General features: G+C 40.6%; 29 protein-coding genes. 20 read left to right on the plus strand and 9 right to left on the minus strand.

Annotation, left to right across the window (positions count from 1 at the left end; genetic code table 11):
• Nucleotides 1-13: 13 nt before the first annotated feature.
• Both QT327_RS05045 and QT327_RS05050 read right to left on the minus strand, forming a co-directional pair.
• A complete protein-coding gene (locus QT327_RS05045) occupies nt 14-781 on the minus strand; it encodes a LytR/AlgR family response regulator transcription factor (protein ID WP_130856573.1) in 768 nt (255 codons plus the stop codon).
• Complete coding sequence (locus QT327_RS05050; protein WP_289552252.1) at nt 778-1,881, minus strand: sensor histidine kinase; 1,104 nt, start codon at nt 1,879-1,881, stop codon at nt 778-780. The genes QT327_RS05045 and QT327_RS05050 overlap by 4 nt, the downstream gene beginning before the upstream one ends.
• A 440-nt stretch (nt 1,882-2,321) precedes the next feature.
• Here QT327_RS05050 and QT327_RS05055 point away from each other — a divergent pair, with 440 nt between their 5' ends.
• From QT327_RS05055 to QT327_RS05075, 5 genes are all read left to right on the plus strand, one after another.
• Entirely contained in the window at nt 2,322-2,636 is a 315-nt protein-coding gene (locus QT327_RS05055; RefSeq protein ID WP_013668221.1) for an ArsR/SmtB family transcription factor, read from the plus strand.
• Nucleotides 2,637-2,786: 150 nt separating this feature from the next.
• Nucleotides 2,787-3,290: an SRPBCC family protein gene (locus QT327_RS05060; protein ID WP_130856571.1), complete on the plus strand. Its 504-nt coding sequence runs from the start codon at nt 2,787-2,789 to the stop codon at nt 3,288-3,290.
• 488 nt (nt 3,291-3,778) lie between these two features.
• Nucleotides 3,779-3,988, plus strand: coding sequence for a hypothetical protein (locus QT327_RS05065; protein WP_130856570.1), 210 nt, complete (start codon nt 3,779-3,781; stop codon nt 3,986-3,988).
• A 374-nt stretch (nt 3,989-4,362) separates the two neighbouring features.
• On the plus strand, nt 4,363-4,815 hold the full coding sequence (locus QT327_RS05070) for a VOC family protein (protein WP_130856569.1): 453 nt from the start codon (nt 4,363-4,365) through the stop codon (nt 4,813-4,815).
• A 369-nt stretch (nt 4,816-5,184) separates the two neighbouring features.
• A complete protein-coding gene (locus QT327_RS05075) occupies nt 5,185-7,575 on the plus strand; it encodes an ABC transporter permease (protein WP_149106206.1) in 2,391 nt (796 codons plus the stop codon).
• Between the two features lie 28 nt (nt 7,576-7,603).
• Here QT327_RS05075 and QT327_RS05080 read toward each other — a convergent pair whose 3' ends face one another.
• Nucleotides 7,604-8,716 (minus strand): acyltransferase family protein, encoded by a 1,113-nt coding sequence (locus tag QT327_RS05080; RefSeq protein ID WP_130856567.1) that lies wholly within the window; start codon nt 8,714-8,716, stop codon nt 7,604-7,606.
• Between the two features lie 269 nt (nt 8,717-8,985).
• Here QT327_RS05080 and QT327_RS05085 point away from each other — a divergent pair, with 269 nt between their 5' ends.
• The gene (locus tag QT327_RS05085; protein WP_041388747.1) at nt 8,986-9,564 is read left to right on the plus strand and encodes a TetR/AcrR family transcriptional regulator; all 579 of its coding nucleotides are present in this window, start codon (nt 8,986-8,988) and stop codon (nt 9,562-9,564) included.
• 67 nt (nt 9,565-9,631) lie between these two features.
• Entirely contained in the window at nt 9,632-10,408 is a 777-nt protein-coding gene (locus QT327_RS05090; RefSeq protein WP_130856566.1) for an SDR family oxidoreductase, read from the plus strand.
• A gap of 149 nt (nt 10,409-10,557) precedes the next feature.
• On the opposite strand, the gene QT327_RS05095 is transcribed toward QT327_RS05090, so the two are convergent.
• Entirely contained in the window at nt 10,558-12,012 is a 1,455-nt protein-coding gene (locus tag QT327_RS05095) for an RtcB family protein (protein WP_130856565.1), read from the minus strand.
• Nucleotides 12,013-12,190: 178 nt separating this feature from the next.
• On the opposite strand from QT327_RS05095, the gene QT327_RS05100 reads away from it, so the two are divergent.
• The 6 genes from QT327_RS05100 (at nt 12,191) to QT327_RS05125 (ending at nt 17,298) form a co-directional block, all read left to right on the plus strand.
• Nucleotides 12,191-13,213: a helix-turn-helix transcriptional regulator gene (locus QT327_RS05100; RefSeq protein WP_013668230.1), complete on the plus strand. Its 1,023-nt coding sequence runs from the start codon at nt 12,191-12,193 to the stop codon at nt 13,211-13,213.
• A gap of 60 nt (nt 13,214-13,273) precedes the next feature.
• Nucleotides 13,274-13,738 (plus strand): hypothetical protein, encoded by a 465-nt coding sequence (locus tag QT327_RS05105; RefSeq protein WP_130856564.1) that lies wholly within the window; start codon nt 13,274-13,276, stop codon nt 13,736-13,738.
• Nucleotides 13,739-13,865: 127 nt separating this feature from the next.
• Nucleotides 13,866-14,240, plus strand: a complete 375-nt coding sequence (locus QT327_RS05110; protein WP_013668232.1) for a hypothetical protein — start codon at nt 13,866-13,868, stop codon at nt 14,238-14,240.
• 165 nt (nt 14,241-14,405) lie between these two features.
• Nucleotides 14,406-15,284 carry an MbnP family protein gene (locus QT327_RS05115; protein ID WP_013668233.1) on the plus strand — a complete coding sequence of 293 codons (879 nt, stop codon included), beginning with the start codon at nt 14,406-14,408 and terminating at the stop codon, nt 15,282-15,284.
• A 7-nt stretch (nt 15,285-15,291) separates the two neighbouring features.
• Nucleotides 15,292-16,359, plus strand: a complete 1,068-nt coding sequence (locus QT327_RS05120; protein WP_130856563.1) for a cytochrome-c peroxidase — start codon at nt 15,292-15,294, stop codon at nt 16,357-16,359.
• Nucleotides 16,360-16,365: 6 nt separating this feature from the next.
• A complete protein-coding gene (locus QT327_RS05125; protein WP_149106212.1) occupies nt 16,366-17,298 on the plus strand; it encodes a transporter in 933 nt (310 codons plus the stop codon).
• 175 nt (nt 17,299-17,473) lie between these two features.
• Here the strand turns inward: QT327_RS05125 and QT327_RS05130 are convergent, their stop codons facing one another.
• Nucleotides 17,474-17,920 (minus strand): DUF1572 family protein, encoded by a 447-nt coding sequence (locus QT327_RS05130; protein ID WP_130856561.1) that lies wholly within the window; start codon nt 17,918-17,920, stop codon nt 17,474-17,476.
• 198 nt (nt 17,921-18,118) lie between these two features.
• Between QT327_RS05130 and QT327_RS05135 the strand changes: the two genes are divergently transcribed.
• Together QT327_RS05135 and QT327_RS05140 are read left to right on the plus strand one after the other, a co-directional pair.
• Nucleotides 18,119-18,802, plus strand: coding sequence for an RNA polymerase sigma factor (locus QT327_RS05135; protein ID WP_130856560.1), 684 nt, complete (start codon nt 18,119-18,121; stop codon nt 18,800-18,802).
• 37 nt (nt 18,803-18,839) lie between these two features.
• The gene (locus tag QT327_RS05140; RefSeq protein ID WP_013668238.1) at nt 18,840-19,226 is read left to right on the plus strand and encodes a VOC family protein; all 387 of its coding nucleotides are present in this window, start codon (nt 18,840-18,842) and stop codon (nt 19,224-19,226) included.
• A 122-nt stretch (nt 19,227-19,348) separates the two neighbouring features.
• Here the strand turns inward: QT327_RS05140 and QT327_RS05145 are convergent, their stop codons facing one another.
• Nucleotides 19,349-20,326 (minus strand): GlxA family transcriptional regulator, encoded by a 978-nt coding sequence (locus QT327_RS05145; RefSeq protein WP_013668239.1) that lies wholly within the window; start codon nt 20,324-20,326, stop codon nt 19,349-19,351.
• A 145-nt stretch (nt 20,327-20,471) separates the two neighbouring features.
• Between QT327_RS05145 and QT327_RS05150 the strand changes: the two genes are divergently transcribed.
• Genes QT327_RS05150 through QT327_RS05165 form a run of 4 tightly spaced genes read left to right on the plus strand, consistent with a single transcriptional unit; the run spans nt 20,472 to nt 22,105 of the window.
• The gene (locus QT327_RS05150) at nt 20,472-20,894 is read left to right on the plus strand and encodes an SRPBCC family protein (RefSeq protein WP_130856559.1); all 423 of its coding nucleotides are present in this window, start codon (nt 20,472-20,474) and stop codon (nt 20,892-20,894) included.
• A 12-nt stretch (nt 20,895-20,906) separates the two neighbouring features.
• Complete coding sequence (locus tag QT327_RS05155) at nt 20,907-21,281, plus strand: DoxX family protein (protein WP_130856558.1); 375 nt, start codon at nt 20,907-20,909, stop codon at nt 21,279-21,281.
• Nucleotides 21,274-21,657, plus strand: a complete 384-nt coding sequence (locus QT327_RS05160; RefSeq protein ID WP_130856557.1) for an iron chaperone — start codon at nt 21,274-21,276, stop codon at nt 21,655-21,657. The genes QT327_RS05155 and QT327_RS05160 overlap by 8 nt, the downstream gene beginning before the upstream one ends.
• On the plus strand, nt 21,647-22,105 hold the full coding sequence (locus tag QT327_RS05165) for a VOC family protein (RefSeq protein WP_242627228.1): 459 nt from the start codon (nt 21,647-21,649) through the stop codon (nt 22,103-22,105). Before QT327_RS05160 ends, QT327_RS05165 begins: the two co-directional genes overlap by 11 nt.
• A 1-nt stretch (nt 22,106) precedes the next feature.
• On the opposite strand, the gene QT327_RS05170 is transcribed toward QT327_RS05165, so the two are convergent.
• The 3 genes from QT327_RS05170 to QT327_RS05180 all read right to left on the minus strand — a co-directional run bounded on the left by QT327_RS05170 (nt 22,107) and on the right by QT327_RS05180 (nt 24,408).
• On the minus strand, nt 22,107-23,129 hold the full coding sequence (locus QT327_RS05170; RefSeq protein ID WP_130856556.1) for an LLM class flavin-dependent oxidoreductase: 1,023 nt from the start codon (nt 23,127-23,129) through the stop codon (nt 22,107-22,109).
• A gap of 120 nt (nt 23,130-23,249) precedes the next feature.
• Complete coding sequence (locus QT327_RS05175) at nt 23,250-23,969, minus strand: DUF3891 family protein (protein WP_130856555.1); 720 nt, start codon at nt 23,967-23,969, stop codon at nt 23,250-23,252.
• A 1-nt stretch (nt 23,970) separates the two neighbouring features.
• Entirely contained in the window at nt 23,971-24,408 is a 438-nt protein-coding gene (locus QT327_RS05180; protein ID WP_289552256.1) for a tetratricopeptide repeat protein, read from the minus strand.
• Nucleotides 24,409-24,586: 178 nt separating this feature from the next.
• Between QT327_RS05180 and QT327_RS05185 the strand changes: the two genes are divergently transcribed.
• On the plus strand, nt 24,587-25,299 hold a 713-nt coding region (locus QT327_RS05185), incomplete at its 3' end, for an FAD/NAD(P)-binding protein (RefSeq protein ID WP_289552257.1).

A 25,299-nucleotide genomic window follows, 5' to 3' on the forward strand; every position in this document is an offset into this window, starting at 1 on the left:
GAGAAATCGTTAGTTAATAATCTAACCACGATTTAAATAAAGGAGCTTTGGTTCTACTTACGATAACCTCGTCTGTACTGTCTTTTATGTGAAGCTTTAATTTGCCATTGAAAAAATTATAGACCTTTTCAATGGAGTTGACGTGAATGATGTATTGGCGGTTCGCCCTAAAAAAAAACCTCGGATCCAGTTCCTGCTCCAATGTTTCCAGGGTCTGCGGAACTACCACTCTTTCTCCGTTCATTAGATTGGCAAAACTGACGTTCATATGCGCATAAAAAAAAGCAATGTCCTCGACTTGAATCTTCCTATAACCATCACGATATGGAAGAAGAAAACGTGCGCGGTATACTTTCGGCTGGATATGGTTAAGTAACCCTTCGATTAATGCATACTGCTGGTATGGCTGCTGTACGGTGTTTTCAAATTTTAGAATGGCAGCTTCCAACTCATCCTTTTCTATAGGTTTGAGCAGATAATCCACACTATTATATTTGAATGCCTTAACTGCATATTCGTCGTACGCTGTTGTAAATATGACCGGGCATTTCACGTCTGTTAGGTTAAAAATCTCAAAACTTAGGCCATCTGCCAGTTGAATATCCATGATAATCAAATCAGGATTATCGTTGTCGGCAAGCCAATCCACGGTCTTTTTAACGCTGGGCAAGACATTGACAATCTCGATTTGTGGTCTTATTTTGCGCATTAACCGTTGGATTCGTTCGGCATTTAGCTTTTCATCCTCGAGGATCAATATTTTTCTTATTGTATGCTTCATGTGATAAGGGGTACTTTTACCGTAAAAGTTTTATCGCTTTGCTCCACAGAGGGCACTCTGTCGCTCAATAGCGCATAGCGACTGATGATATTTTTTAAACCTATGCCTGTAGAATGAGGCTTTTTTATCAAAGGCAATAGGGAATTGGATACCACCAACTCGTCCTGGTCATTGGAATAAATATGGACGACCAAGGGATCTTCCTCCTCTGTACGATTATACTTTAGTGCATTTTCGATGAAGATTTGAAGTGTGATAGGTGGAATCAACATGTTAAGCTTCGATTCATCAATATTGATCTGAAAGACGCTCCCACTCCCCATGCGATTGTGAATAAGAAAGAGATAGGCATCTAGAAATTTAAGTTCTTCGGACAAAGGAACTAACTTCTTTTTCGAGTTGACCAATAGATACCGATAAACTTTTGTAAAATTTTCCGTATAGGCGTACCCTAACTGTTGGTCTTTTAGTATTAATTCTGAAAGCACGCTCAGGTTATTGAATACAAAATGTGGATCAAGTTGTAACTTTAAGGCTTGCAGCTCAATCTCAGCTGCTAGTTGTTTGTGCTCTGCAGCTTTTATTTTATAGGCTGCGGCCGTCATTGTGGCTGTCTTCCAATTGACAAGTAAATAATATCCTGTGTTTAAACCGCTGACCATTAGCGCCCACAGTATGACCGCGATAACCGTATATAACCCTTCTCTTAGGCCTACATAAGGTGACTGATTAGTATTTTGTTTACCAAACACATAATAAAGAAAAACCAAACATATGATGAGGAACAGGGTGCCTAAGATGTGTAATAGTGTTTGGACCAGTAAGCGCCTTATAGGATGAGTTATCCATGATATTTTCTTATTTAATATGTGATCGATAAAGAGACTTAACTCTACGATTACCAAACAAAATACTAAATTGATCAACACGTCAATGACGAGCGAGAAAATTGGCATGCCGAAATAACTTTTCCAATAGGCATAGGGAAATATAGTGAACGAAGTTACATATGAACAAATAAAAGTAAACGCAACCAGAATAAACCGCTTTGCCTTACTTTTTCCTTTTACATGAACTGTTTCTTCTTGATTGCGCATCATTTTTAAAAGACAGAAAACCAAATTACCATTACTTCTTGAATAAAACGATTGTCTTGTTGAAATATATTTCGCAAAGCAAGCATCTTTTGAACAAATTTTTAAATGCAATGAATTGAAGTGTCTGAATAGTGTATTGAAATGACTTTCAGCTTTATTAAAGCGAAATACTGAGCGTTGATCTTGATAGATGCCTTTAAAGGTCTGCTTACCTTTTGTTTACTACTACAATAATCAGGAGAAATCGAAACAGACCGAAAGGCCCCCGATTGCTATGTTCGGTTTCAGGAATGGAGTATATTGTATCTTACCCTACCTACTTAAGAAAAGGAGCTTGCAAAATATCTGTTAAAAAGACCGGATAAAAAGTTGAAAGAAAATTTGCGAAACCGAAAAGTTGCACATATATTTGCAACCAATTGGTTTCTTAATTTAATAAAAAAATGAGAAGGGATGTTTTCCAAGCTATAGCCGACCCAACAAGAAGGGCTATCATAACGTTAATTGCCATACAGGCCATGACACCTAATGCGATTGCCGAGCATTTCGACACAACTCGCCAGTCGGTTTCCAAGCACCTGCGCATCTTGACAGAATGCGAACTCATAAAACATGAACAAAGAGGCAGAGAAATCTATTATCAGCTTGAGATTGATAAAATGAAAGAAATAGACAAATGGCTGGAACACTTCCGAAAAATCTGGGAAAACCGCTTTGATAATCTCGATAAATTATTGGCAAAAATGCAAAATAAGTAACCGATGGAAAACAGAAACAACTGAGCACAAATGACGAGAGCGGTAAAAGTGCTGATTGACCTCATTCGGAGTGTGTGAAAGAGTTAAAAAAGATGGATTTAATAGATTTTGAACGACGCAAAAAATATTTTGAACATAAAAATGGAAATCATGAACAGCAATTTATTATTTGACTTCACCGTCAACAAGGAAAACATGACAATCGAAATCAAACGTGAATTTAATGCCAGCTTAAAATTAGTCTGGCAAGCGTGGACAACCCCGGAATTACTCGACCAATGGTGGGGACCACAACCTTGGAGGGCCGAAACGAAGACGATGGATTTTCGGGTAGGTGGCTTTTGGCTTTACGCTATGGTAAGTCCTGAAGGCGAAAGGCATTACGCTAGAACGAATTTCATTTCTATTGTAACAGAAAAATCATTTGCGTCGAAAGGCGGATTCAGTGATGAAAACGGCACGATAAATCCTGCATTTCCCGTAAATTTATGGGAGAACAATTTTATAGAAGTGGGTGATAAGGTCCGTGTAGACATGTTACTGACCTATGATTCACTTGCCGATCTCGAAACGGAAATTGAGATGGGCTTTAAAGAAGGAATGACCGTAGATTTTCAGCAGTTGGATGAATTGTTATTGACCTTAACAAAGTAAGCGAATTAGCTTATAGCAAACCGGCAACTTGATTTTCTCGTATTTCTCAACCTACTGCTATCAAAGAGGACGCGTGTTGATTTTAATACGATAAAAAATTCATCTTTAAGTAAAACGACACGTTGCGTATTTGCTTTAATCAGATGTAATGATAGGACAAACAAAAGCAACATCTTGCGTGATTCAGGATGTTGCTTTATCGAACACCTTGGTTATGGTGCTGGAACAGGCATGTTGTTGTCACTCAAGGACCATGACTACGTCACAACCTTCTCCTGCAGCTCGGACAGATAGTATGATATCGCGTTCATTAAGCCTTATTGTACCTATCTCTATTAAAAACTCTTTACAAATTGTCTGACAGGTTCTATCGTGAACTTTGTTTTAATCGCATTAGTCATCTTTCAATATATAATATTTCTCAAGTTTTCATATTAAATTGTATACCATATTTAGGTTGTTTTATGGCTATCTTAGATAAAAACCTTATGAAAGCCAAATTTAACCTACCTCCACCCGGAATCAGACGTCTTCTTCTCGTTATTGGAGTTGTCCTTTGGATATCGCTTTTTGTATGGACTATTTCTGTGCGAAAAGAATTTTTGGTGGTAATCGTCATGCCAACCTTTTTCACTTTATTATATGGAATCTTAGCGGCCGTTGGCTTATGGATCTACGATGTTTTTTCTAAGGAGTAGCTAGTTCGAAGCCAGCTTGTTCATTTGAAAAATCTTAAAGGATTTATTAGTCTATGAACGATTGCGACGCAAACCTTAAAATGCGCTACTTGATGGTACAGCCAAATATCATTCTAATGATGTAGAAGTTTCTATCTCCGGTTATATAATTGTTTTACGGGAATCGACGACATCGGCACCGAAGAACGGGTAAAAGCAAATATAAACCGAATGAGGTTGTTAATTATAACAAGAAACGCCTTATCGATTTTTTGGCTTAGATCTATTTTGCTTCTTTTATCTAAATTCGTTTTTGTTCGACCGGGGATGTTTCTCTGAAAGAAAGCTACGAAATCACCCGATCATCATTTGACTTATAAAAAGAAAAGATTATTATGGCAAAAAGTAAATTACTGCGGATGGATAATATCGGCATTGTGGTAGAATCCCTCGATGAGACCATTTCATTCTTCGAAGAGCTTGGCTTAGAGCTCGAAGGGCGAGCCACGATTGAAGGGGAATGGGCAGGCCGCATTACGGGACTTGGCAACCAGCATGTAGAGGTTGCCGTGATGGTCACACCTGACGGTCATAGCCGCCTTGAAATTTCACGTTTTCTCAGACCAGCCGTCATCTCCGACCATCGGACCGCTCCTGTGAACGCATTTGGTTATTTACGGGCTATGTTTACCGTAGACGACATCGATGAATTACTCATTAGGCTACGACGGCACGGCGCTGAGCTTGTCGGCGAAGTAGTCCAGTATGAAAACAGCTATAGACTGTGCTATATCCGCGGACCGGAAGGACTTCTCATAGGATTGGCCGAACAACTTGATAATAAGTAAGAAGGAGATCTCAACTATTCCGTCTAATGAATAATTTGAGTTTGAGAGCGGGAAAGCAATGCTAATGCGAGTCAGTATAATTGATAGCAAAACGGTCGATATTGGGAATGGAACAGCGAACAGCTTTGTGGGGTTAAGGAAATCCTGTGCGAAACCGAACAGTATGCGTCCGATTTCGCACAGGACTTTTATTTTATTTAAGCATAAAAATATGATTTACAATCACTTAGTTTTATGGAAGTATTTTGGTAAGGTATTTATTGAATAATTGAATTTAACCAATACTGTATATATTGGACAATAAGACTAATGATCTAAAACATACCAATTATTATCCAGATAACTAAAGCGTTATTAAATACAGAGATTATGCTGAAAAATTATTTCAAAATCGCTTGGCGAAATATATTTCGATATAAAGCTAACAGTCTGTTCAACCTGCTGGGGCTAGCCTTGGGCATCGTATGTACGCTATTTTTAACATTATATATTAAAGAGGAGCTCAATTATGACAAATCATTCCCAAAACACGACCGTATTTACAGAATGGTATATACGGAATGGTCTAAATCCGCTCCACCTTTAGCTGAGGGATTAAAAAATTATTTCCCTGAAATAGAGCGAACAACACGCTTCGCACAGGCCGGAACTAACGTCGCGCGCACAAATGATAACAACCAGATGGAAATAGAGGGTTTCTATACCGATAGTTCCACAGTCCATATGTTTGATTTAAACAGCATTATCGGAAATGCTTTTCAAGCATTGAAAGAACCTTCCACGATCGTACTAACCAAATCTGTTGCTAAAAAGCTGTTTGGTAAAAAGAACCCTTTAGGAGAACAATTGATCTTTCAGGACGAGGAAGCTTTTCGGGTTAAAGCGGTGATAGATGACTTACCCGAAAACACCCATCTTAAGTTTGATTTTCTTGTCTCCATGCCCACTTTTATGTCGCTTGTTGAAAAAACTTATCCAGGATGGACGCAAAGCAAGGGATGGATGTTTGGGTGGACCTATGTGCAGCTTAACCATAAGGAGTCTATTAAACGTATTAAGCGAGACTTGACGCAATTTTATGTAAACTACCTAAAAGGAGAGGCTAGTGATGAACAAATAGCGGAATTTGCACAGAGTGCTCGGGTACAAGCACTCACTGATATTCATCTTAAATCGAATTTAGCGCAAGAATTGAGCCCAAACGGTAGCATGACTTATATCTATATTTTTATTGCTATTGAAGCGCTTGTTTTGCTTATGGCCTGTGTCAATTTCATTAATTTATTCACCACACAAGCATTAAAGCGCTTAAAAGAAGTCGGCGTCAGAAAAATTGTAGGCGCTAGCCGAAAACAGCTCATTCTGCAGTTTCTGTTAGAGGCCTTCTTACTCACCTTCATTTCTACCCTGCTAGCTGTTGTGTTATATTGGCTGATCCTTCCATTTTATAACCAATTAACGGGCAAATCCAATACGCTTTCGGATATCATGCAACACGGAAATTTATCAATTATACTAGCGATCCTTTTTACAATCACCTTAATTTCAGGATTATTTCCCTCTTTGTTTGCGTCTTCTTTCCTACCGGTAAAAGCTTTGAAATCGATTAAAACACCAAATACAACGGCAGTATACGTCAGGAAGTCTCTTGTTGTATTTCAATTTATCATAGCAGGCTTGTTGATTACTTCAACTTTATTGATTTATCAACAAATGCAATATTTTAGAAACAAAGAATTGGGATTTGATAAAGACCAAGTCATTGTGGCCAAATTATACGGAGATTTTAAAAAGACCTTAGAAAGTAACTCTTCGTTATTACAAACTGAGTTTCTCGCTAATCCAAATATTCTATCCGTCGCCAGAACATCAAACATAATCGGCGACCCCCTGAGCGTTGAGTTTATTGCTCCTACTAAAAACCCGGAAAATAAGGACTTTGGAACTTTAAAAGTCGTTCGCGTAGATGATAATTTTTTGAACGCTCTTAATATTACGTTGAAAGAAGGTCGAAACTTTTCAAAAGCATTTGGTGACTCAAGTGCTTTTATTCTCAACGAACAAGCCGTAGCGAAACTTGAACTCGAAAACCCGGTTAACCAGTCGCTCACGAATCACACAATTGAAAGACAAGGCAATATTGTGGGTGTTATTAAAGACTTTAATTTTGAATCCTTACACCATCAAATTGAACCGCTTGTATTGGAATATGCACCTCAAAAAACAGGTACCATGCTCATTAAAATAAGGGGAGGAAACGTCGAAAGTACGCTTGCTTTCCTTCAAAAGAAAGTGAGGCAAATAGCTCCCAACACCTTATTCTCCTACACTTTTTTAGATGAAAAGGTGAATTCTCTTTACAAGAAGGAAAATACAATGACATCTATTGTGTTGGCATTTACATTGCTTGGAATCATAATCTCGTGTTTGGGGCTATTAGGCCTTATTGGTTATACAGCTGAAATTCGGACGAAAGAAATTGGAATTCGCAAAATAATAGGTGCAAGCATCCAAAACTTGGTAACGCTTTTATCGGTAGATGTACTATTGATGGTTATTATCGGCAATGTGATCGCCTGGCCGCTAACTTGGTATTTTATTCATCAATGGCTTGAAAATTTTGCCTATAAGAGTCCAATCAGTTGGTGGACATTTGCTATATCATTACTGATCACCTTCATTATCGCTTTTACAACGGTTATTTGGCATTGCTTAAAAACCGCTTTTGCCAATCCGATACACGCTTTAAGAAATGAATAAACTTTAAGAATAACTACATTTATAGTACTTAACCAAGTTTTTTTCTCAACCATTTCCGCACAGGCTCGTCATACCATTTCAGGGCGACATAAGCCAAAACGATGGAGCCGCATAAAATAAGTAAGGCGTATGGCCAGGCCTGTAGAATGGTTACCCCCTTATTGTTACTGATCCAAGCAACATAAAAGTAAACAAAGGGATAATGCACCAGATAAAGTGGATACGAGATGTCGCCAAGAAATTTACATAGCTTACGTTCCGTTTTTGTAGAAACAATGCCACTAGCACCCAGATATACAATAAGGGGAAAAACGAAGATGATACATACAGATTCATAAACACCGTTCAGCCAAAGATGTTCCGCGCCACCAATCCGTGGCATATACAGTACCGTGGCTACTAAAATACTGCACCATGTAAAGGCGTTCCGGATGCGGGTTAATTTCGCTACACGGGAAAGTAACAAGCCTGCAAAAAAGGGATATATTGTTCGGGTAATCCCGATGCGCATGTGTTCGGCATTCAACGTCCAGCCGCCGCTTACATCACCTTTGGGGCTGGTAATAGCAAAATGAGCAAGTGCTACTGCTGCTATGAAAACAAAAACCGCTAATGCCTTATTTGAGAATTTTCTTACTATCGTGGCATAAAGGATGTTAGCAATATATTCAAAAAATAAAGACCAACCGACACTGTTGAGCGGATGCATTTCCTCCCAACCTCGAATATCGAGAGCTAATGGTACCGGTAATATTGTATATCCTATCAGCATGACCAGAAGTAACTTCCACAAGGGAACCGTATGGATAAGTGGCCAGATTGCCGAATCGGTAAAATAGAATCCGATCGCTCCGAGGGTCATTCCCAGAATTACCAAAGGGTGAAGTCGTTCGACCCGACGTTTTAAGAAGCTTCCGAGCGTCATTTTATGCCAACGATCGTCATAAGCATAGCCGATCACAAAACCTGATAACAGAAAGAAAAAATCAACGGCCAGATAACCATGGTTCACAAGGTTGTCCAGATTTCCGGTCGACAGAGGTTCGCTCAAGTGAAAAGTAACTACAATTATGGCTGCAATGCCTCGTAAACCGTCTAATATAGGGTAATGGGGTTTTGTGAAAAGATTATTGTTATTCATTGATTTTGGGAATAGAAACTAATATCGGCCATTAGTGAGCTGCTAAAATTAGATAAAAGGGATCACCGGATCTTACAAGATCTTATCAAAGTTCAGACATATTGTCTCATTTTGAATGGCATGCGAATAGCTCTCAGGCCGAATAGAAGAGACCATGAGAACCCAATGACATTAGCCACAAAAAATAGCCTGAAGTTATGATTGCATCCAGCAGAAATTCTTTAAATTTTAAAACAATTGTTTCAAAAATATTTTATCTTTGTTTCATCATGGCAAGATTGATAGAATTTGATGAAGAACAAGCCATACAGAAGGCAATGGAAGTCTTCTGGAAAAAAGGTTATGCGGCTACTTCTATGCGCGACTTAACTGATGCTATGCAAATTAATAGTAGCAGTCTTTATAACACAATAGGCGATAAACATCGCTTGTTTGTTAGGTGTATCAAGCATTATATAAAAATGCGAATTGATGCGGTTGAGCAGCGTTATATAAGTTTCGCCTCGCCGATCCAGGCTCTTGAAAGCTTTATTAAAGATGCAGCAGACATCATTACGACTGAACCGAACAGCTGCCTGTGCGTAAAGGCAACTTTTGAAATAGAAGGGGACGACCCGGAAATACAGGCGATCATAACATCCTATGATAATTTTACACACCGGTTTTTGAAAGATTTAGTAGAAAAAGCACAAAGCCAGCATCAGATTGGTCAAAACGAGAACGCAGATACTGTTGCGGATTATCTTGTTAGTACATTTATCGGTTGGTACAATTCATTCATTTTACATCAAGATCGAAATAAAATTTTAAATATGGCAGATTTTATCATTCGCCAATTAAGGTGTTAAATTTTTTTGACTTATTTTAAAACAAACGTTTCAAAATTAATATAAACATTCAATTCAAGTATTCATTATGAACAGTTTTTTAGAAGGACAGATTGCCTTGGTAACAGGCGGTACAAAAGGTATCGGAAAAGCGATTGCGGACAAATTAGGCGACGGAGGCGCTCAAATTATTGTAACTGCCAGAACCGAACCGACGGAAAATCCAAACGGGTATTATTTTATTGCTGCCGATCTTGCTCAACCCGAAAGTGCAAACATCGTCGCAAAAGAAATTTTGGATAAATATGGAAAAATCGACATTATCGTGAATAATGCTGGAGGTAATCTGGGACCTGGTGGCGGTTTCAGCACACTTTCGGACGAGCATTGGAACAATGAATTACAATTGAACTTGATGTCCGCCGTCCGTATTAACAAAGCATTATTGCCGACTATGATTGAACAGCAAAGTGGTGTAATTATCAACATTTCCACTTATGTTGCACAACAGCCGATTTGGGATATTACAATGACTTATTCTGTAGCCAAAGCGGCATTAAATGCATACAGTAAAGCATTGGCGAACGAAGTTGGCTCAAAAGGTATACGTGTAAACACTGTTTCACCCGGAGCAGTGAGAACTCAATTGATGCAGGACTTTATTGAAAATTTAGCAAAGTCATCAAATACAACGGTAGATGAAGCCTTTAAACTCGTTATGAGCAAAATTGGGGATATTCCGTTGGGCAGAATGGCTACCCCCGAAGAAATTGCTAATTTGGTGAGGTTCCTTGCGTCTCCGGAAGCACAATATATCACAGGTTCCAATTACCTGGTTGACGGCGGCGTTAGTTCGGCAATATGATTTAACCGTTATCTTCCTGCCCGCTTGGTTGCGGGCAGGGATATGTTGGACTCAGTTTAGCAAATTGCAAAATATAGGCTTCCAGCCCTTTCATAGCAGCAAATTAGTAACTGGTCTACACACTATCATCATTTGGTAGAACAACTTCCTTAATCCTCCGGTTTCTCGCGTGCATCTGCCATTCTGACTATTCTTGGCTCAAATTTAGCCAACACGTCAACCAGATCATGTTGAGCGGCCATTACCGCATGGATATTCTTATATGCCATAGGTGCTTCGTCGAGATCGCTTCCGAGCAAGGTGATGCGTTTGTCAACTAAGTCAGCAGCAACGACCGCTCTATCCAACGTTTTGAAAGCTGCGCTACGACTCATGGCCCTGCCCGCGCCGTGACTGGCCGAGTTGATGCTTGGCGTATGACCTTTACCGCGTACTAAAAAGCCGGGCGCACTCATACTACCTGGAATAATTCCCAACACACCCTCACCTGCCGGCGTAGCACCTTTACGGTGTACCATTACTTCAGTACCATCAGCCAGTTGCTCTTTCCAGGCAAAGTTGTGATGGTTCTCGATCATCATGATGGGTCTAAGTCCTAAGGCTCGTGCTATTTTGTTATGGATTTCATGATGGTTGGCACTGGCATATTCCCCTGCCAAGTTCATGGCTATCCAGTATTCCTGTCCTTCGTCTTTATCCAGATCAAGCCATGCTAAATGTTTAGCCTCGCCCGGAAGTTTGGTTTTAGTCATCGCTATCCTACTGTAATGATCTGCAATTGCACCTCCAAAGCCCCGAGAGCCGGAGTGCGAAAGCAGCGCTAAATACTTACCCGCCGGTATATCATTCAAGGCACCTTCGCCTAAGGTTAGTTCACCCCATTCTACAAAATGGTTACCGGTTCCACTGGTTCCTAATTGAGCGTACGCCTTATCCTTTAAACTGCGGATTATCTTGGTCTCTCCCCAGGTTTTACTATCGAATAAGGAGCTGTCAAAATATGATTTGGTAGTACAGCCCATACCAAAATAGGTGTGATCAACTAACAGATTCTTTAATTTATCGGTTTCGGTATCGAGTGTCTCAGCAGGTAGGTCAAATATACTTAAACACATACGGCATGCAATATCGACACCCACAGCAAATGGAATAATCGTGTTGGCCGTAGTGGCCAACACTCCGCCAATGGGAAGCCCATAACCTTGATGAGCATCCGGCATTAAGGCACCGGCGACCGCAATCGGTAATTGTACCGCTGTCCGCATTTGTGATAAGGCTCCTACTTCAATCTGTTCCAAGCCCCATACCGGGAAGTCAACTATTTCTTCTTTCAGTTTAAAGTTGCTACGTTCTTGTTTAACAAACTTACCCTCTTTTCGCAAAGCAATCACATCTTCTGCCAGGTTTTTGAATTTACCACCTTTCTTTAATGTATATGGCATAGGATCATCAATTAAAGCTTCTAGATTAGCCAGTATTTCGGGTTTATTCATTACGTTATGCTTTAACAAACCATTGGCTACGCGGCTAAAATTGACTAGTACTTCCACAGCATTGATCCCTAATGCCTTTAACTCGTTGTTGCTTATCTTTTCCTTTTCCATATCTATTAATTTTATTGTATGCTTAAAGTCTCTAAACTAATCTCGCTTTTCCGGTTTGGAAACGGAGTTTCATCAAATGTCTCTGCTTTTGATAATACAAAGAGAAATAACAAGTACGCAACCTATTTGCGCAGTAAAGAAATATTATATAAATTCATTCAAAATATTTGCTGATACTATGCCGATTAACCGCAACGCCCTGATTCGCTACCGCACGATCGACCAATGTCTCCAAAATCGTTTTAAAAAGTGGACACTTGAAGACTTGATTGAAGCTTGTAGCGATGCCATTTATGAATACCATGGAATCGATACGGGCGTAAGTCGTCGTACCGTGCAGGCGGATATAGCCATGATGCGCAGTAACAAGTTAGGTTACGAAGCACCTATTGTAGTGGTTGATAAGAAATATTACACCTACAGCGACAAGAATTATAGTATTACCAGTATCCCGCTGAATCAACAGGACATGGAAGTGTTGAGTGAAGTGTCCGGATTATTAAAACAATTTAAGGGCTTGAACCATTTTACCGATCTGAACGAACTGGTAAGTAAATTGGAAGACAAGATTTATTCGCAAAAAACGCAAAGTACGCCTGTAATTGATTTTGAAAAGAACGATGACCTGAAGGGTCTGGAATGGCTAGAGGTAATACGTAAAGCGATTGCAGCCAAGAAAACCATCTGTATTACCTATCAATCCTTTAAAGCCCGGGAGGCTAGTAGCTTCTGCTTCAGTGGGTACCTATTGAAAGAATATCGCAACCGCTGGTTTGTATTGGGCATGCCGCATAAACGGAATGCGCACATTATGAACTTGGCTCTGGATCGGATACAAGCCGTGGAAGAACGCGAAGAACCGTATAGGGAAAATAGAACATTGGATCTGGCAACCTATTATGATAACTGTATTGGTGTAACGAAAACACCCGACCAACGGGAGTGCGAAGTAGTTTTTTGGATCGATGCAGATAATGCACCTTATGTTATAACTAAACCCTTGCATCACACGCAAAAACTATTAAGCGACCAAGATAACGGTAAGATCTTTAGTATCAAGGTAATTTTAAATTTTGAGCTCGAGCGGGAATTATTGGGTTTTGGCGCTAAAATAAAGGTATTAGGACCGAAAATCTTGGTAAAACAGATAAAGCAGCAACTAGTAAAAGCATTAGAGCGATATGGGGTAAAGGAAACTTAAGACGAAATCAAATCCTTATGCATTATACACGTTTCACTTAACTCCTATAAAAATAATTGATTGCATAATTTGATAAAATTGGTATTTGATTATGCCAAATGGCCGCAAACTCTTATATTCGTAGCATTTAAAATAAAAGACTCTGTTATTTTGAAACGTCTGGCCATTATATTTTTAATTCCAATTGTGCTATTGCAAAGCTGCGCCGGACTATTCATCATGACTGCATTTTATGCCAACCGATCCTATATAGCTAATAATCTGTGTGAGAATAGAAACACCGCTATGGCTCCGTCTTGTGCGGGGACATGTCTTTTGATGAAAAAGCTGAAGAAAGAACGCGAACGGGAAAACAAAAACCCTGAGCTAAAATTAAAGGATTTTCAGGTGCTTGCAGCTCCGATTGATTTCAGAACAGTGAAACATCCTGTCACCACCGTCAAAAAGGAGACCTTCATCTATGGGGGAAATCTGCTATACCAGCCCCCCGTGCTGGGGTCCATCTTCCACCCTCCTCTCAGCTAAACAATTTTTCTTTTATTCGTCCATGTATAAAGACAACCATCCTTTACATGGCTGCGTAGCTTTTTGTTTATTTATATTTTTTCGTCAGCTGCAATTCGGCTGATCGAAATCGCTTTACACACTGGAAATGGTCAGAAAAACACTGGTCTATCTGTTATTATTTACATTGACATTTCAATGTCTTGGAAGTCTTGGTGTATTGACTTGGTTTCAGGTTAACAGAAATTATATTATCCGGGCTCTATGTGAAAATCGGGATAAACCTGAGATGCAGTGTAACGGACAGTGTGTCCTGATGAAAAAACTGAAGAAATTGGAAGAGTCTGAAAAAGGTTCGCGGAGTGCCGCTACCTCTAAGGCGGAAGTTACGATGGTGGTTTCAGAGATGCTCCATTTGCAAAGTCCATTTCCGGTACATCTATCGGAGAACCATCCGTCCTACGGCATCCTCTATAGATATCTCTATACAAACAAGCCATTTTTACCTCCTAAAATAATCTAACATTCCTCAATTTATATTTTTCGAAAGCATTATGTAGGTTATACCGGTTGTACAAGCCTATTGCCTGCACGTGGATAATTCATGCCTATTTACGTTGGCATTGAACTCCTATGCCTATACGCTATTGAAAGAATCGATTTTTAACAAAAAACTTAATAATAGAAAATGACAAACTTAATAAAATGGAAAATGATGGCATGGATAGGCTTATTCATGCTAACTGTAGTCAGTTGTAAGAAGGTGGAATCTCCGGATATCGATAGCACGAAAACGGGTGACTTTTCGATCGAGTTCGATAACCTAGTGGGCGATTACGGATTACAATTCAACAATACCAATAAACCGTATATAAACGCCAAAGGTGAAGCCTTCACTGTATCCCGTGTACAATATTATATTAGTAATATTAAGGTAAAAAAGGCGGATGGATCGGAATATGCCGTGCCTCAGGATCCGGTTGAAGAAAGTTATTTTTTGGTATATGGTGATAATCGTGGCTCCCGTTTTGCAAAAGTGAAAGTTCCCGAAGGGGATTATACTCAGGTTTCTTTTGTATTAGGCGTGGATAGTGCGCGCAGTACCATGGGGCTTGATGCACGCACAGGCGTACTTGACCCGACCACAGGTGACCACGAAACGCAGGGCATGTACTGGGGGTGGAACAGTGGCTATATTTTCTTCAAGTTTGAAGGCAATTCGCCGGTAATATCAGATGATCAACAGGGCGACCCAACAGGACGGAAGCAGTTTAAGTATCATATCGGTGGCTTCGGCGGATACAATGCGCCTACCTTGAATAATATCAAGACAATTACGATAGACTTAACAAAAGCAGGTGTTGCGCAGGTAAGGGCTGGCTACCGCAGCAATGTACATCTTTTTGTTGATCTGATGAAAGTGTTTAACGGCACACATACTTTCAGCATCGCTGAACACCCTAATGTTATGTTCAGCGAATACAGCCAATACATCGCCGATAACTTTCTGGATATGTTTACGCATGATCATACTGAAAATGGTGTAACCAGTGAGGATCAATTATAATAAAGCCATGAAAAAATGGATTGTTTTAATCGGGCTGGTAATTGTTGCATATGCCTGTAAAAAAGCGAATGAAACCTTGCCAGACCTTGACGAATTATTTCCCGGTTTTTTAAAACCGGGACATTTTCCCGAACCTGTTTACAAATTCACCGAAAACGAAGTAACGGAGGCTGGTTTTGAATTAGGTAAGCGCCTGTTCCATGAACCACGTCTATCTCGCAACAATACGATTTCCTGTGCCAGCTGCCATATTCAATCGGCCAATTTTACCCACCACGGACACGATGTTAGTCACGGGATTGACGATCAATTGGGTATCCGTAATCCCATGCCTATCATGAATCTCGCTTGGAACAAAGCGTTTTTTTGGGATGGTGGGGTGTTTAATCTCGACCTCCTTTCCATTGTTCCTATTGAAAACCCGGTTGAGATGGGTGAAAGGGTGCCGAACGTACTAGTAAAGCTGAGAACGCACCCGGATTATCCTACACTTTTTGAAAAGGCCTTTGGAAGCAGAGAGATCACTTCGGCGAAAATGTCTAAAGCATTGTCTCAGTTTATGCTAATGGCAGTTAGTGATAACAGCAAATACGATCAGGTGATCCGCGGGGAAAAGGGTATCTCTTTTACTGAGTCGGAACAGCGTGGCTACCTATTTTTCCAGAACAATTGTTCTCGCTGCCATAGCGAACCGCTGTTTACTGATGGCGATTTTCATGACAATGGACTGGGACGAAATCCAGCAGGTGACGAGGGGCGCTATGCCGTAACCTTGAACCCTACAGATAAACTAAAATTCAAGGTACCCAGCTTGCGTAATTTAAAATGGTCGGCTCCCTATATGCATGATGGCAGTATTTATACATTGAGCGGTGTACTGGACCATTACCGGAAATTTATGCAGCATACGGAAAATCTGGACATGGGTTTCCGGCACATGGACGGAACACGAGGGGTTGCTATGACAGATGTCGAGAAGGAGGATTTATTGAATTTCCTTAACACATTGAATGATGAAACTTTTGTAAAAAAACAACTGCTATCGGAACCGGGCGGTGGCTTTGTTATCAATTAAAGAAAAATGAGAGAACTACTTTTGATTTGTATTATGGTTTTATGTTATGCTTCCGCAAAAGCTTGTGACATCTGTGGCTGTGGTGTCGGAAGCTACTATCTGGGCATTTTGCCTGACTTTAATAAACGCTTTATTGGCTTGCGGTATCAATACAATACCATGCAAACGCATCTTGGCCCCGAGGGCCGGCATACACCACTCACTGCGGATGAAACATATCAGATAGTGGAGCTATGGGGCGCTTACAACTTTGGTGATCGGGTCAGGGTGATGGCTTTTCTACCGTTCAATTTCAACCAACGTCGGGTTAATGCCATGGAAGAGTCCGGTGAAAAGAGCGGATTGGGCGATATTGCGGCAATGGCCTATTATCGTATCTTTGAAGGGGGTAACACCACCACCAAATTCAAGCTGTTCAACCACTCCCTATGGGCGGGCGCAGGCGTGAAAGTGCCCAGTGGCGAATATGATAACTCCGAACGTGCAAGCGTCTCCGCCGATTCGCCCAATAATTTCCAATTGGGAACAGGCAGCACAGACTTCACGTTCAACGTAACTTACGACGCGCGTCTGATGGACATGGGATTTAACCTGAACTTATTATATAAATTCAATACCGAGAATCAATACGAATATCGCTATGGAAATAAATTCACCTGTAATGCGCTTTTTTACTACAAATTCTTAATCGATCAAAAGCTTAGAATTGCGCCGAATATAGGAATACGTTACGAAAAAGCGGAACAGGATGTATCTTATAGACGCTTTTATATAAACCAGTCGGGAGGAAACCTTACCTCGGCCATTGCAGGGCTTGAGTTAAACATTGGCAGATACGCTCTCGGTGTTAATTATCAGCTACCGGTTGATCAGCACTTGGCAGATAAGCGCGTTCACACGGGGAACAGATTAATGACTCACCTTTCTGTCTCTTTTTAAGCAACAAGGAAAATGAGGCAATTAAATAAAATCCAAAGGTTCAGTCCTAATGGTCGCCTGCTATTGATCATCCATTTGTTCGCCATGCGCCTACATGAGGAAATCTATTGATTGTAAAAATAGACACGGCTTCATTCACGATTATAAAAAACTGTTTGCCGGATAATTAAGTGAATCAATTATCCAGCAAACGTCTGTGATAATTGATTTGCCCGAGGTGATATGAAAGATGCATAGCAAGATGTGTTAAGAAATAACCGTTCGTAACTTTCTGATCCAATACATCTTGTGGATATTCTGCTGTCAGTTGCTCATCACTTAATTTACTGAAAGCAATTTCTATCACCGATATGGTTTCATCAATGCGCCTGATCAGTTCGGATCTTGGCACATCCTTAGCGGAAAACTCAAGTGGGCGATTCCGAACATAGCCCGTTTGCGCAAATTCGGCACCTATGTAGGTATTTAAATTGCCTATGAGGTGCAAGCATAGATTACCGGCGGTATTAGCGATCTGCTTTTCAACATGCCATATTCTTTGCTCGTTTTGGTATAAGGTTATTTCTGTTTTCAACTTGCCGAGGTCGCGCAAGAACAATTGTTTCAATACAGTTACCATCATTGATATTTGAATGGGCAAGGTAATAATTTATAACAATTAAAAAACCAGCGATAAGTTAAAAAAGGCAATCACCGAAAAATCGGAGGCTGGTTTAGAAATTCATTCTAAATCTGCAATACAAGAAGAAAATCAAAAGCACCGCTAGTAAGGACGGTTTTTGTTTGTTATTTTCGTTTACGTAATCAAAACTTACAATATATGACCTTTAGGCCGCGCGATCAGAACCAACCCCCGATTGAAGAAATGTATCAAATTGCGAAACAATACTCTCGTCGGCCGGAAGAAGTGGATGATTTGGTACAAGACCTGCTTCTTGAAGCGGTTAGAACGGGAAAGGATTTCCTGGACACTCGTTTTATGGCTTGGGGAAGAGGTTTTTTACGTAACCATGCCGCTTTCATTGCCCGTACAGAAGGCCGGCGTAGAAAGCGGGAAGAAGGGTATCAGGGGGATGATCCGAACCGTACTGATACTGATATAGGTAGACTTCCGGAAAACTTTATTGTTCCGCTCCGCCCATCCCTCCGAATACTGGCACGACTAATCAACGGCGGCCTGAGCAAAAAGGAAATTTTATATCTACTGGACATTCCGGATACCGCCCTGCGCCAGCGATTAACCGCCTTACGAAGAGAATGGAAAACTTATGCCACCGTAGGTTTTGAATCGGAAGGACCTGAAATTTTAACGCATACTCTACCTAGCGGATTAATGCGCCAATCTCTTTTACAAACATTCAAGCATGCCAACGATATAAAGCAGCAATTAATCGGGCGAGTTATTGGCAGCCACGACCCTGATGGACATTTATTTAGAATATATTCTTCTCCTGCTCACAAAAAAGAATTTCCCGGCAACAATGACCATGATAAATCGGGTTAAGATCCTGGACAATATTTAAAACTTTAAAAAAATCAACATGGGAGTAAAACTTAAAAAAGGTATCGCAGTTCTTTTCAACGTGAGCGATATCAGTCGTACCGAACGTTTTTACAGAGAAATTTTGGGAATCGAAGTGGAACGCCAACCTGGAGGCGATGAACCGGATTGGCTACTGGCTACGATAGGTAATGGTGTCGAACTACTTTTTTTTGAAGGAAAAGAAGAAATCGGCCGTTCGCCGATCGTAGTGTTCGAACTGGAAGAGGGTTACATTGAAACGGTGGTGGAAAATCTGGCTAAAGAGGGCGTAGAAGTGGTTACGCCGGTAACGGAAGCTCCGGGTGGTTGGAGCGCCGATTTCTCGGATCCTGACGGTCATCCGCTCGCATTTTACCAGTCTGGGGACTTGCCCTTAAGAAAATAGCAGGCCATGCCAAATTAGTACTCTTATGAAAAGCCCGACAGACTTCGGTATGTTTCGGGCTTTTTTCCCTTAACTTTCGAATGAATGTCTGCGAGACAGCTTTCTCCTACTTGTTGTAACCGTTACACCTCGTTCGTAACCCTTGCAAACTTATTTCTATACTCAATGGGCGTAAGGCCAGTAATCTTTTTAAATATGTCTCTAAATGCCTTTGTATCCGTATAGCCTACATCAAACATGGTTTCTGTCACATTTTTTCGTGATGCTTCGAAGAATTTTTTTGCAGCTTCTATTCTTACTCGTTGTATGTACTCAACAGGGGTATTGTTGGTTGCATCTTTAAATTTTCTTTCAAAAGTTCTACGACTTGTATTGATTAGGTTTGCCAGCGTTTCAATGGTTATTTTATTTTGATAATGTTTCTCGATATAATCTTGCACTTTTTTAATATCATCATCACCATGATTCCGTTGACCTTTAAATATTGCAAACTGAGATTGACTATCTCTCCCTATATCTAAAGCAAAATATTTTGAAATCATGATGGCTGTTTCTCTGTCGGCGAACTTTTCAACCAGATATAATATTAAATTCCACAAGCTGCTTGCTCCGCCGCTACTGTATATGTTGTCATGTTCGGTTATTATCGCACCATCCTCTACCTCCACTTCGGGATATCTTTCTTTAAATTCGTTGATATAAGCCCAATGTGTGGAGCATTTTTTCCCATTGAGTAAACCCGTTTCTGCTAAAAGAAATGCACCGATACATAAGCTGGCAATACTTGAACCTTTTTCATGCAATTTTTTAAAATAAGGTATTGCTTCTGCGTTGGCTTGTACGCCCTTGGCAGTGTCACCATAGGCAGGCGGGATGATAAGTAGGTCCGTTTTCGACACATCTTTGAGCAATCTATTGGTTTTGATTGTGTATTCGCCGTTATTGGCAGGTACATATTCTTTTAAACCTACATATTCAACCTCGAAGATCGGCTTTTTACCAAAAGTGTTTAAAAACTCATTAGCAGTATTAAAGGTTCTAAATGGTGGTGTAACCGCTTCAATTACGCCATACTCCGGTACAAAAACAGAAACTTGCATAAATTAAATCCTTACTATTAAGTCGCAAGATAAAAAAAAGTTTGTCACAATTCACCCCTAAAGTTGTCATTTTCACAACAGCCATAACTCGCTAAGCCGTTGTAATTTTGGATTATAAGATTTTAACAAATAAAAATTAAAAACAATGACACAAGCATCAAAAATTACGGTAGAAGCAACAGCAAATGCTCCCTTGGAAAAAGTTTGGAAAGCATGGAATACACCAAATGATATTATGCAATGGAACACTCCTGATCCAAGTTGGCATTGTCCAAGCAGTGAAAACGACTTGAGAACCGGTGGTAAATTCAAGAATAGAATGGAGGCTAAAGATGGCAGCTTCGGATTTGACTTCGAGGGTGTTTATGACAAAGTGGAACTACACAAGGAAATTACTTATACCATGGCTGATGGAAGAAGAGCCACTACACTGTTTACCGAGCAAAATGGTAAAACGAATATTGAAACTATGTTTGATCCTGAAACGGAAAATGATCCCGAATTTCAGAAACAGGGATGGCAGGCTATCTTGGACAATTTTGTAAAATATGTTGAATCGATCCATTAATTCATTAGCAAAGTGAAAAAGAATAAAACAATCTTTTGGGTAGCAACCACCATCATCATACTTTGGGAAGGTGTAATGCCCCTTGGCACCCTACTATTTGCGCCGCAATATGTAAACGCGGGTACAAAACCGTTGGGTTATCCCGATTACTTTGCCTATACGCTTATTATCTGCAAAGCACTGGGAGTGTTGGCGATTTCTCTCCCCAAAACACCGAACAAGCTAAAGGAATGGGCCTATGCAGGGCTTACCTTTAATTTGGTTTTCGCATTCATTAGCCACGCATGTGTAGATAAAAACATTGGTTTTATGTTAATGCCATTGGTGGTACTGGCTATTCTAGCAGTTTCTTACATTTATAACAACAAAATCCATGCAAATGGCTAAGACCAATTATCAAACTATTGATGAGTATCATCAGGATTTTAGCGGTGAAACCCTCGTGCGAATGCAAACCATCAGAAAAATCATTCACGAATTGGTGCCTGATGTAGCGGAAAGTATAAGCTATCAAATACCTTGTTTTAAATATAATGGTTACCTGATCTACTATTGCGCTTTCCCGAAACACATCACCTTGTCGAATCCCTACAGCGAAGTATTTTGGGAACATTTCAAGGCTGATCTCAAAGGGTATAAAACCAGTAAAGCGGCCATTCAGATTCCAATGGATAAACCACTACCCGAAGCATTGATTAGAAAAATCGTATCATTCCGAAAAAAAGAGAATGAGGAAAGGGTGAAGGATAAAAATGGCAAGTAATATGATTTCGCAACGTAAGCTAACGAAGGCAAGCCCCGAGAAGGTGTTTCAGGAATTTGCTACTGGCAAATTAGTGTCGGCCATTTTCATTACCTTTTCGGGTAATTGCAGAAAGGCCCTCACTTTTTATCAAACCTGCTTTGGTGGCAGATTACAATTTGAAACCTTTGAAAAAGAATTACAAGGATATACAGAAATACCGGTAGTTGTAGGATCGCTCGTTTCCGACAACATCATTATTTACGGCTCCGACTTGGTACACAACGAAGGAAGGACCATTGGAAATTATATATCTATTTTTCTACATTGCACCAATGTTTATGAAAGAAAAGCGCTGATAAAAAAATTGTTAGCAAATAAAAAGGACCGGATTATACCCGATCCTGACGATCAAAAATTAATCGAAATAACCGATGCTTTTGACGTGGGATGGGTATTGGGCATCTGACTTAGCGCCATCCCAATTCCGGCGCTACATGTTCCAATATCGCGGACAAGAGATGTACATTATAATCCACTCCCAGGGTATTGGGTATCGTTAGAAGAAGTGTATCCGCTTCTTGGATAGCTTCGTCCTGCTCCAATTCCTTGATGAGTTTATCAGGTTCGGCTGCATAACTTCGCCCGAAAATTGCACGTTTATCTTTTTCAATCATTCCAATTTTATCGTCACGACTAACTTCCTGTCCGAAGTAGTAGCGATCTTGATCGTTCATTAAGGCAAATATTGATCGGCTAACAGACACCCTTGGTTCGCGTTGGTGACCCGCCTTTTTCCAAGCTTCTTTGTACAACCGAATCTGTTCTGCTTGCTGAACATGAAAGGGTTTCCCACTTTCGTCGTATTTCAAGGTAGAGCTTTGCAGGTTCATACCATTTTCGGCGGCCCAAACGGCTGTACTGTTGGATGCAGCGCCCCACCAGATCCGCTCTCGTAAACCTTTAGCATGTGGTTCCAAGCGTAACAGTCCCGGTGGGTTCGGAAACATAGGATATGGATTGGGTTGTGCAAAACCGACACCGTCTAGCCTTTTCAAAAATTCCAGCGCTTTACGGCGTCCCATATCCGCATCAGTTTCTCCTTCTATCAATTCATAACCGAAATAGCGCCAGCCGTCGATTACTTGTTCCGGCGACCCCCTACTGATTCCCAATTGCAACCGGCCACCTGAAATAAGGTCGGCAGCACCCGCATCTTCCACCATATACGATGGGTTTTCGTAACGCATATCGATCACACCGGTGCCGATCTCTATTTTTTTTGTTTTAGCACCAATGGCTGATAGCAATGGAAAGGGCGATGCTAATTGAGCAGCAAAATGATGCACACGGAAATAGGCTCCATCCAGGCCAATCTCTTCCGCAGCTACAGCCAGATCGATGGATTGAAGCAGGGTGTCACTAGCTGTGCGAGTGCTATATGCCGGATGATTAGACCAGTGCCCGAAGGATAAAAATCCTATTTTTTTCATAAGTAACTATAGTAAAAACGATCTCAATTATTTTCGTTACTGCCAAATATACTCAAATACTGCTTGCTACCGCAAGCTCGCTTTGTTAAACGAGACATTTCCTTTACAAAAATACGCTCGTTAGATTTTAGCAAAATTAATCTTTCTAAAGTGAACGGTGCTCTCCCAAAGTGACTCTTTAAAGACAGCATCATTTTGATATTCGAGACGAGGAAGGATTCTGTATTCAAGGGTAAGCTCAAATTCGTTATCCGTAAAAGGCCAGGGATCAACACTTAATATACTACCGCTTTTGTCAAAAACATAATAACTGCGGGCTTCCGGCCCCTGACTGACTTCCAACTTTCTCCCTTCGGGGGGAATCTGATCTTGGCAAAGGATCAGTGATAGCGCATCGCACCATTGCAAAATCGCATAATGGGCTTGTACTGTATCCCTATCGATCCCAAGCTCCGCCATCCATTTATGCTGCAACGATTGTAAACTTTTACAATATTGCGCCGATTCATCGGATTCAGTTGCATACAAGAATTGAATATGAAAAGATAACAAGAGCGCAACGTATAGACTTCGGGTAAGACCTTTCTTCAATAAAGCCTCACAACGCTGAAGGTTGAAGGACTCCATTTTGAAATCTTTTGGCCCTTTAAACCGGTTGATAATCCCTTCAACCTCGAATTCATTATAGGTGTCGTCGTGTATTCCCGTCGCAAACAGCACATCCAGTTTGAAAGGATCTGCTTCTAACCATTTAAGCTGATTTAAAATGGCCGCTGCTAATCGCCCGTGATGCCTTTGGAGTACAATTTCGAATCCCCTATCGGTATAAGTTACAATCATTTTATTCGGTAATAAGTCTATTCACTCGCTTTTTTTTTTCGGTGTCGAGTTTTCTGCGAGCCACCGCTTCTCTTTTTCTCCAAGTGTTAATATGCGGATCTTCATAGGTAGGCCTTCCTTTGTCATCCAAGAGGCCAAGTGATTTAGCAAGGCTTCGGCTAACGGTAGCAGAGCGGCGATTCGCTTTCTTCCAAGCCATCTGATCATCCCATAGATCTTTTTCATAGGCATCAATGCCCTGCTTGATAACAACGAGTTCATCCCGATATTGCTTCTGTCTTCGATAGATAATCATCAGGCGATTGTATGCTGCCGAGTGTAGTGGATCGGTTTGTATGATGCCCTTATATATCTTGACAGCGGCTGACATATCTCCTTCACGCTCTAATTCGCGGGCTTTCGTCATCTTTTCTTTTACGGACAATTTTTCTTTGGTCATTTGATATAAACATGATACTCAATCAACAAGTATCGGGCAAAGATGTTTATGTTATGATCTATGCTGGATAAAAACGTCTTTAGTTGCTGTCCCTTGCCAACTCTGTTGTTCGACACGCATATGAAGGCTTACCTTGAAGTGCTAAACAATATGGATTGGACGACGTTTATTAAGTCATATGGATCATAAGCTTAAAATGACAGTTGCCATTGTCGGATCGGGTGCCAGTGGTGTTACCTGCTTTATACAACTTGTATTAAAATATATAATAACCAAGCCGTCCAAGATACTTTCGATTATACTATTCGAAAAGAAAGGTGAATTTGGCACTGGTTTGGCCTATGGAACCGGACAAGAAGGACATTTATTAAACACAAAGGCTGGTTTAATGGGATTGTTTCCGCAAGAACGATTGCATTTTGTACGATGGATGCATGATCATAAAGACAGGATTGAGCAGGAATTCCCTCAAGTAAGTCCTCATCCCGATGCCTACCCGCCGAGAATGCTTTACGGTAAGTATGTTCAGGCCATGCTGGACGAGTATTGGCAGCTAGCCCGGCAAAAGGGCATTGAGGTGAGTAAACAGCAAGTAGAAATCGTTGATGCCGAAGTGCAGAAAGATAAGCGTGTTATATTGAGATCGGCCTCTGATCATAGCTACCCTGTAGATTATGTTATATTGGCGACAGGCACGCCTGAAGCAGCAACGTTTGAGAACCTAAAGAGCTCGGAAAGGTATATCGATTCACCTTGGCCATCAAAAAGAATTATACAAACCATTAAGGATAAATATGCGAAGATAAGTATTGTGGGTAGTAGTTTGACAGCCATTGATGCTTTGATTACTTTGGTTGCAAACGGGCATAAAGGTCCGATTACGTTTTTTTC

Source organism: Olivibacter sp. 47, assembly GCF_030372825.1.
In the GTDB taxonomy this organism is placed as follows: Bacteria; Bacteroidota; Bacteroidia; order Sphingobacteriales; family Sphingobacteriaceae; genus Olivibacter; species Olivibacter oleidegradans.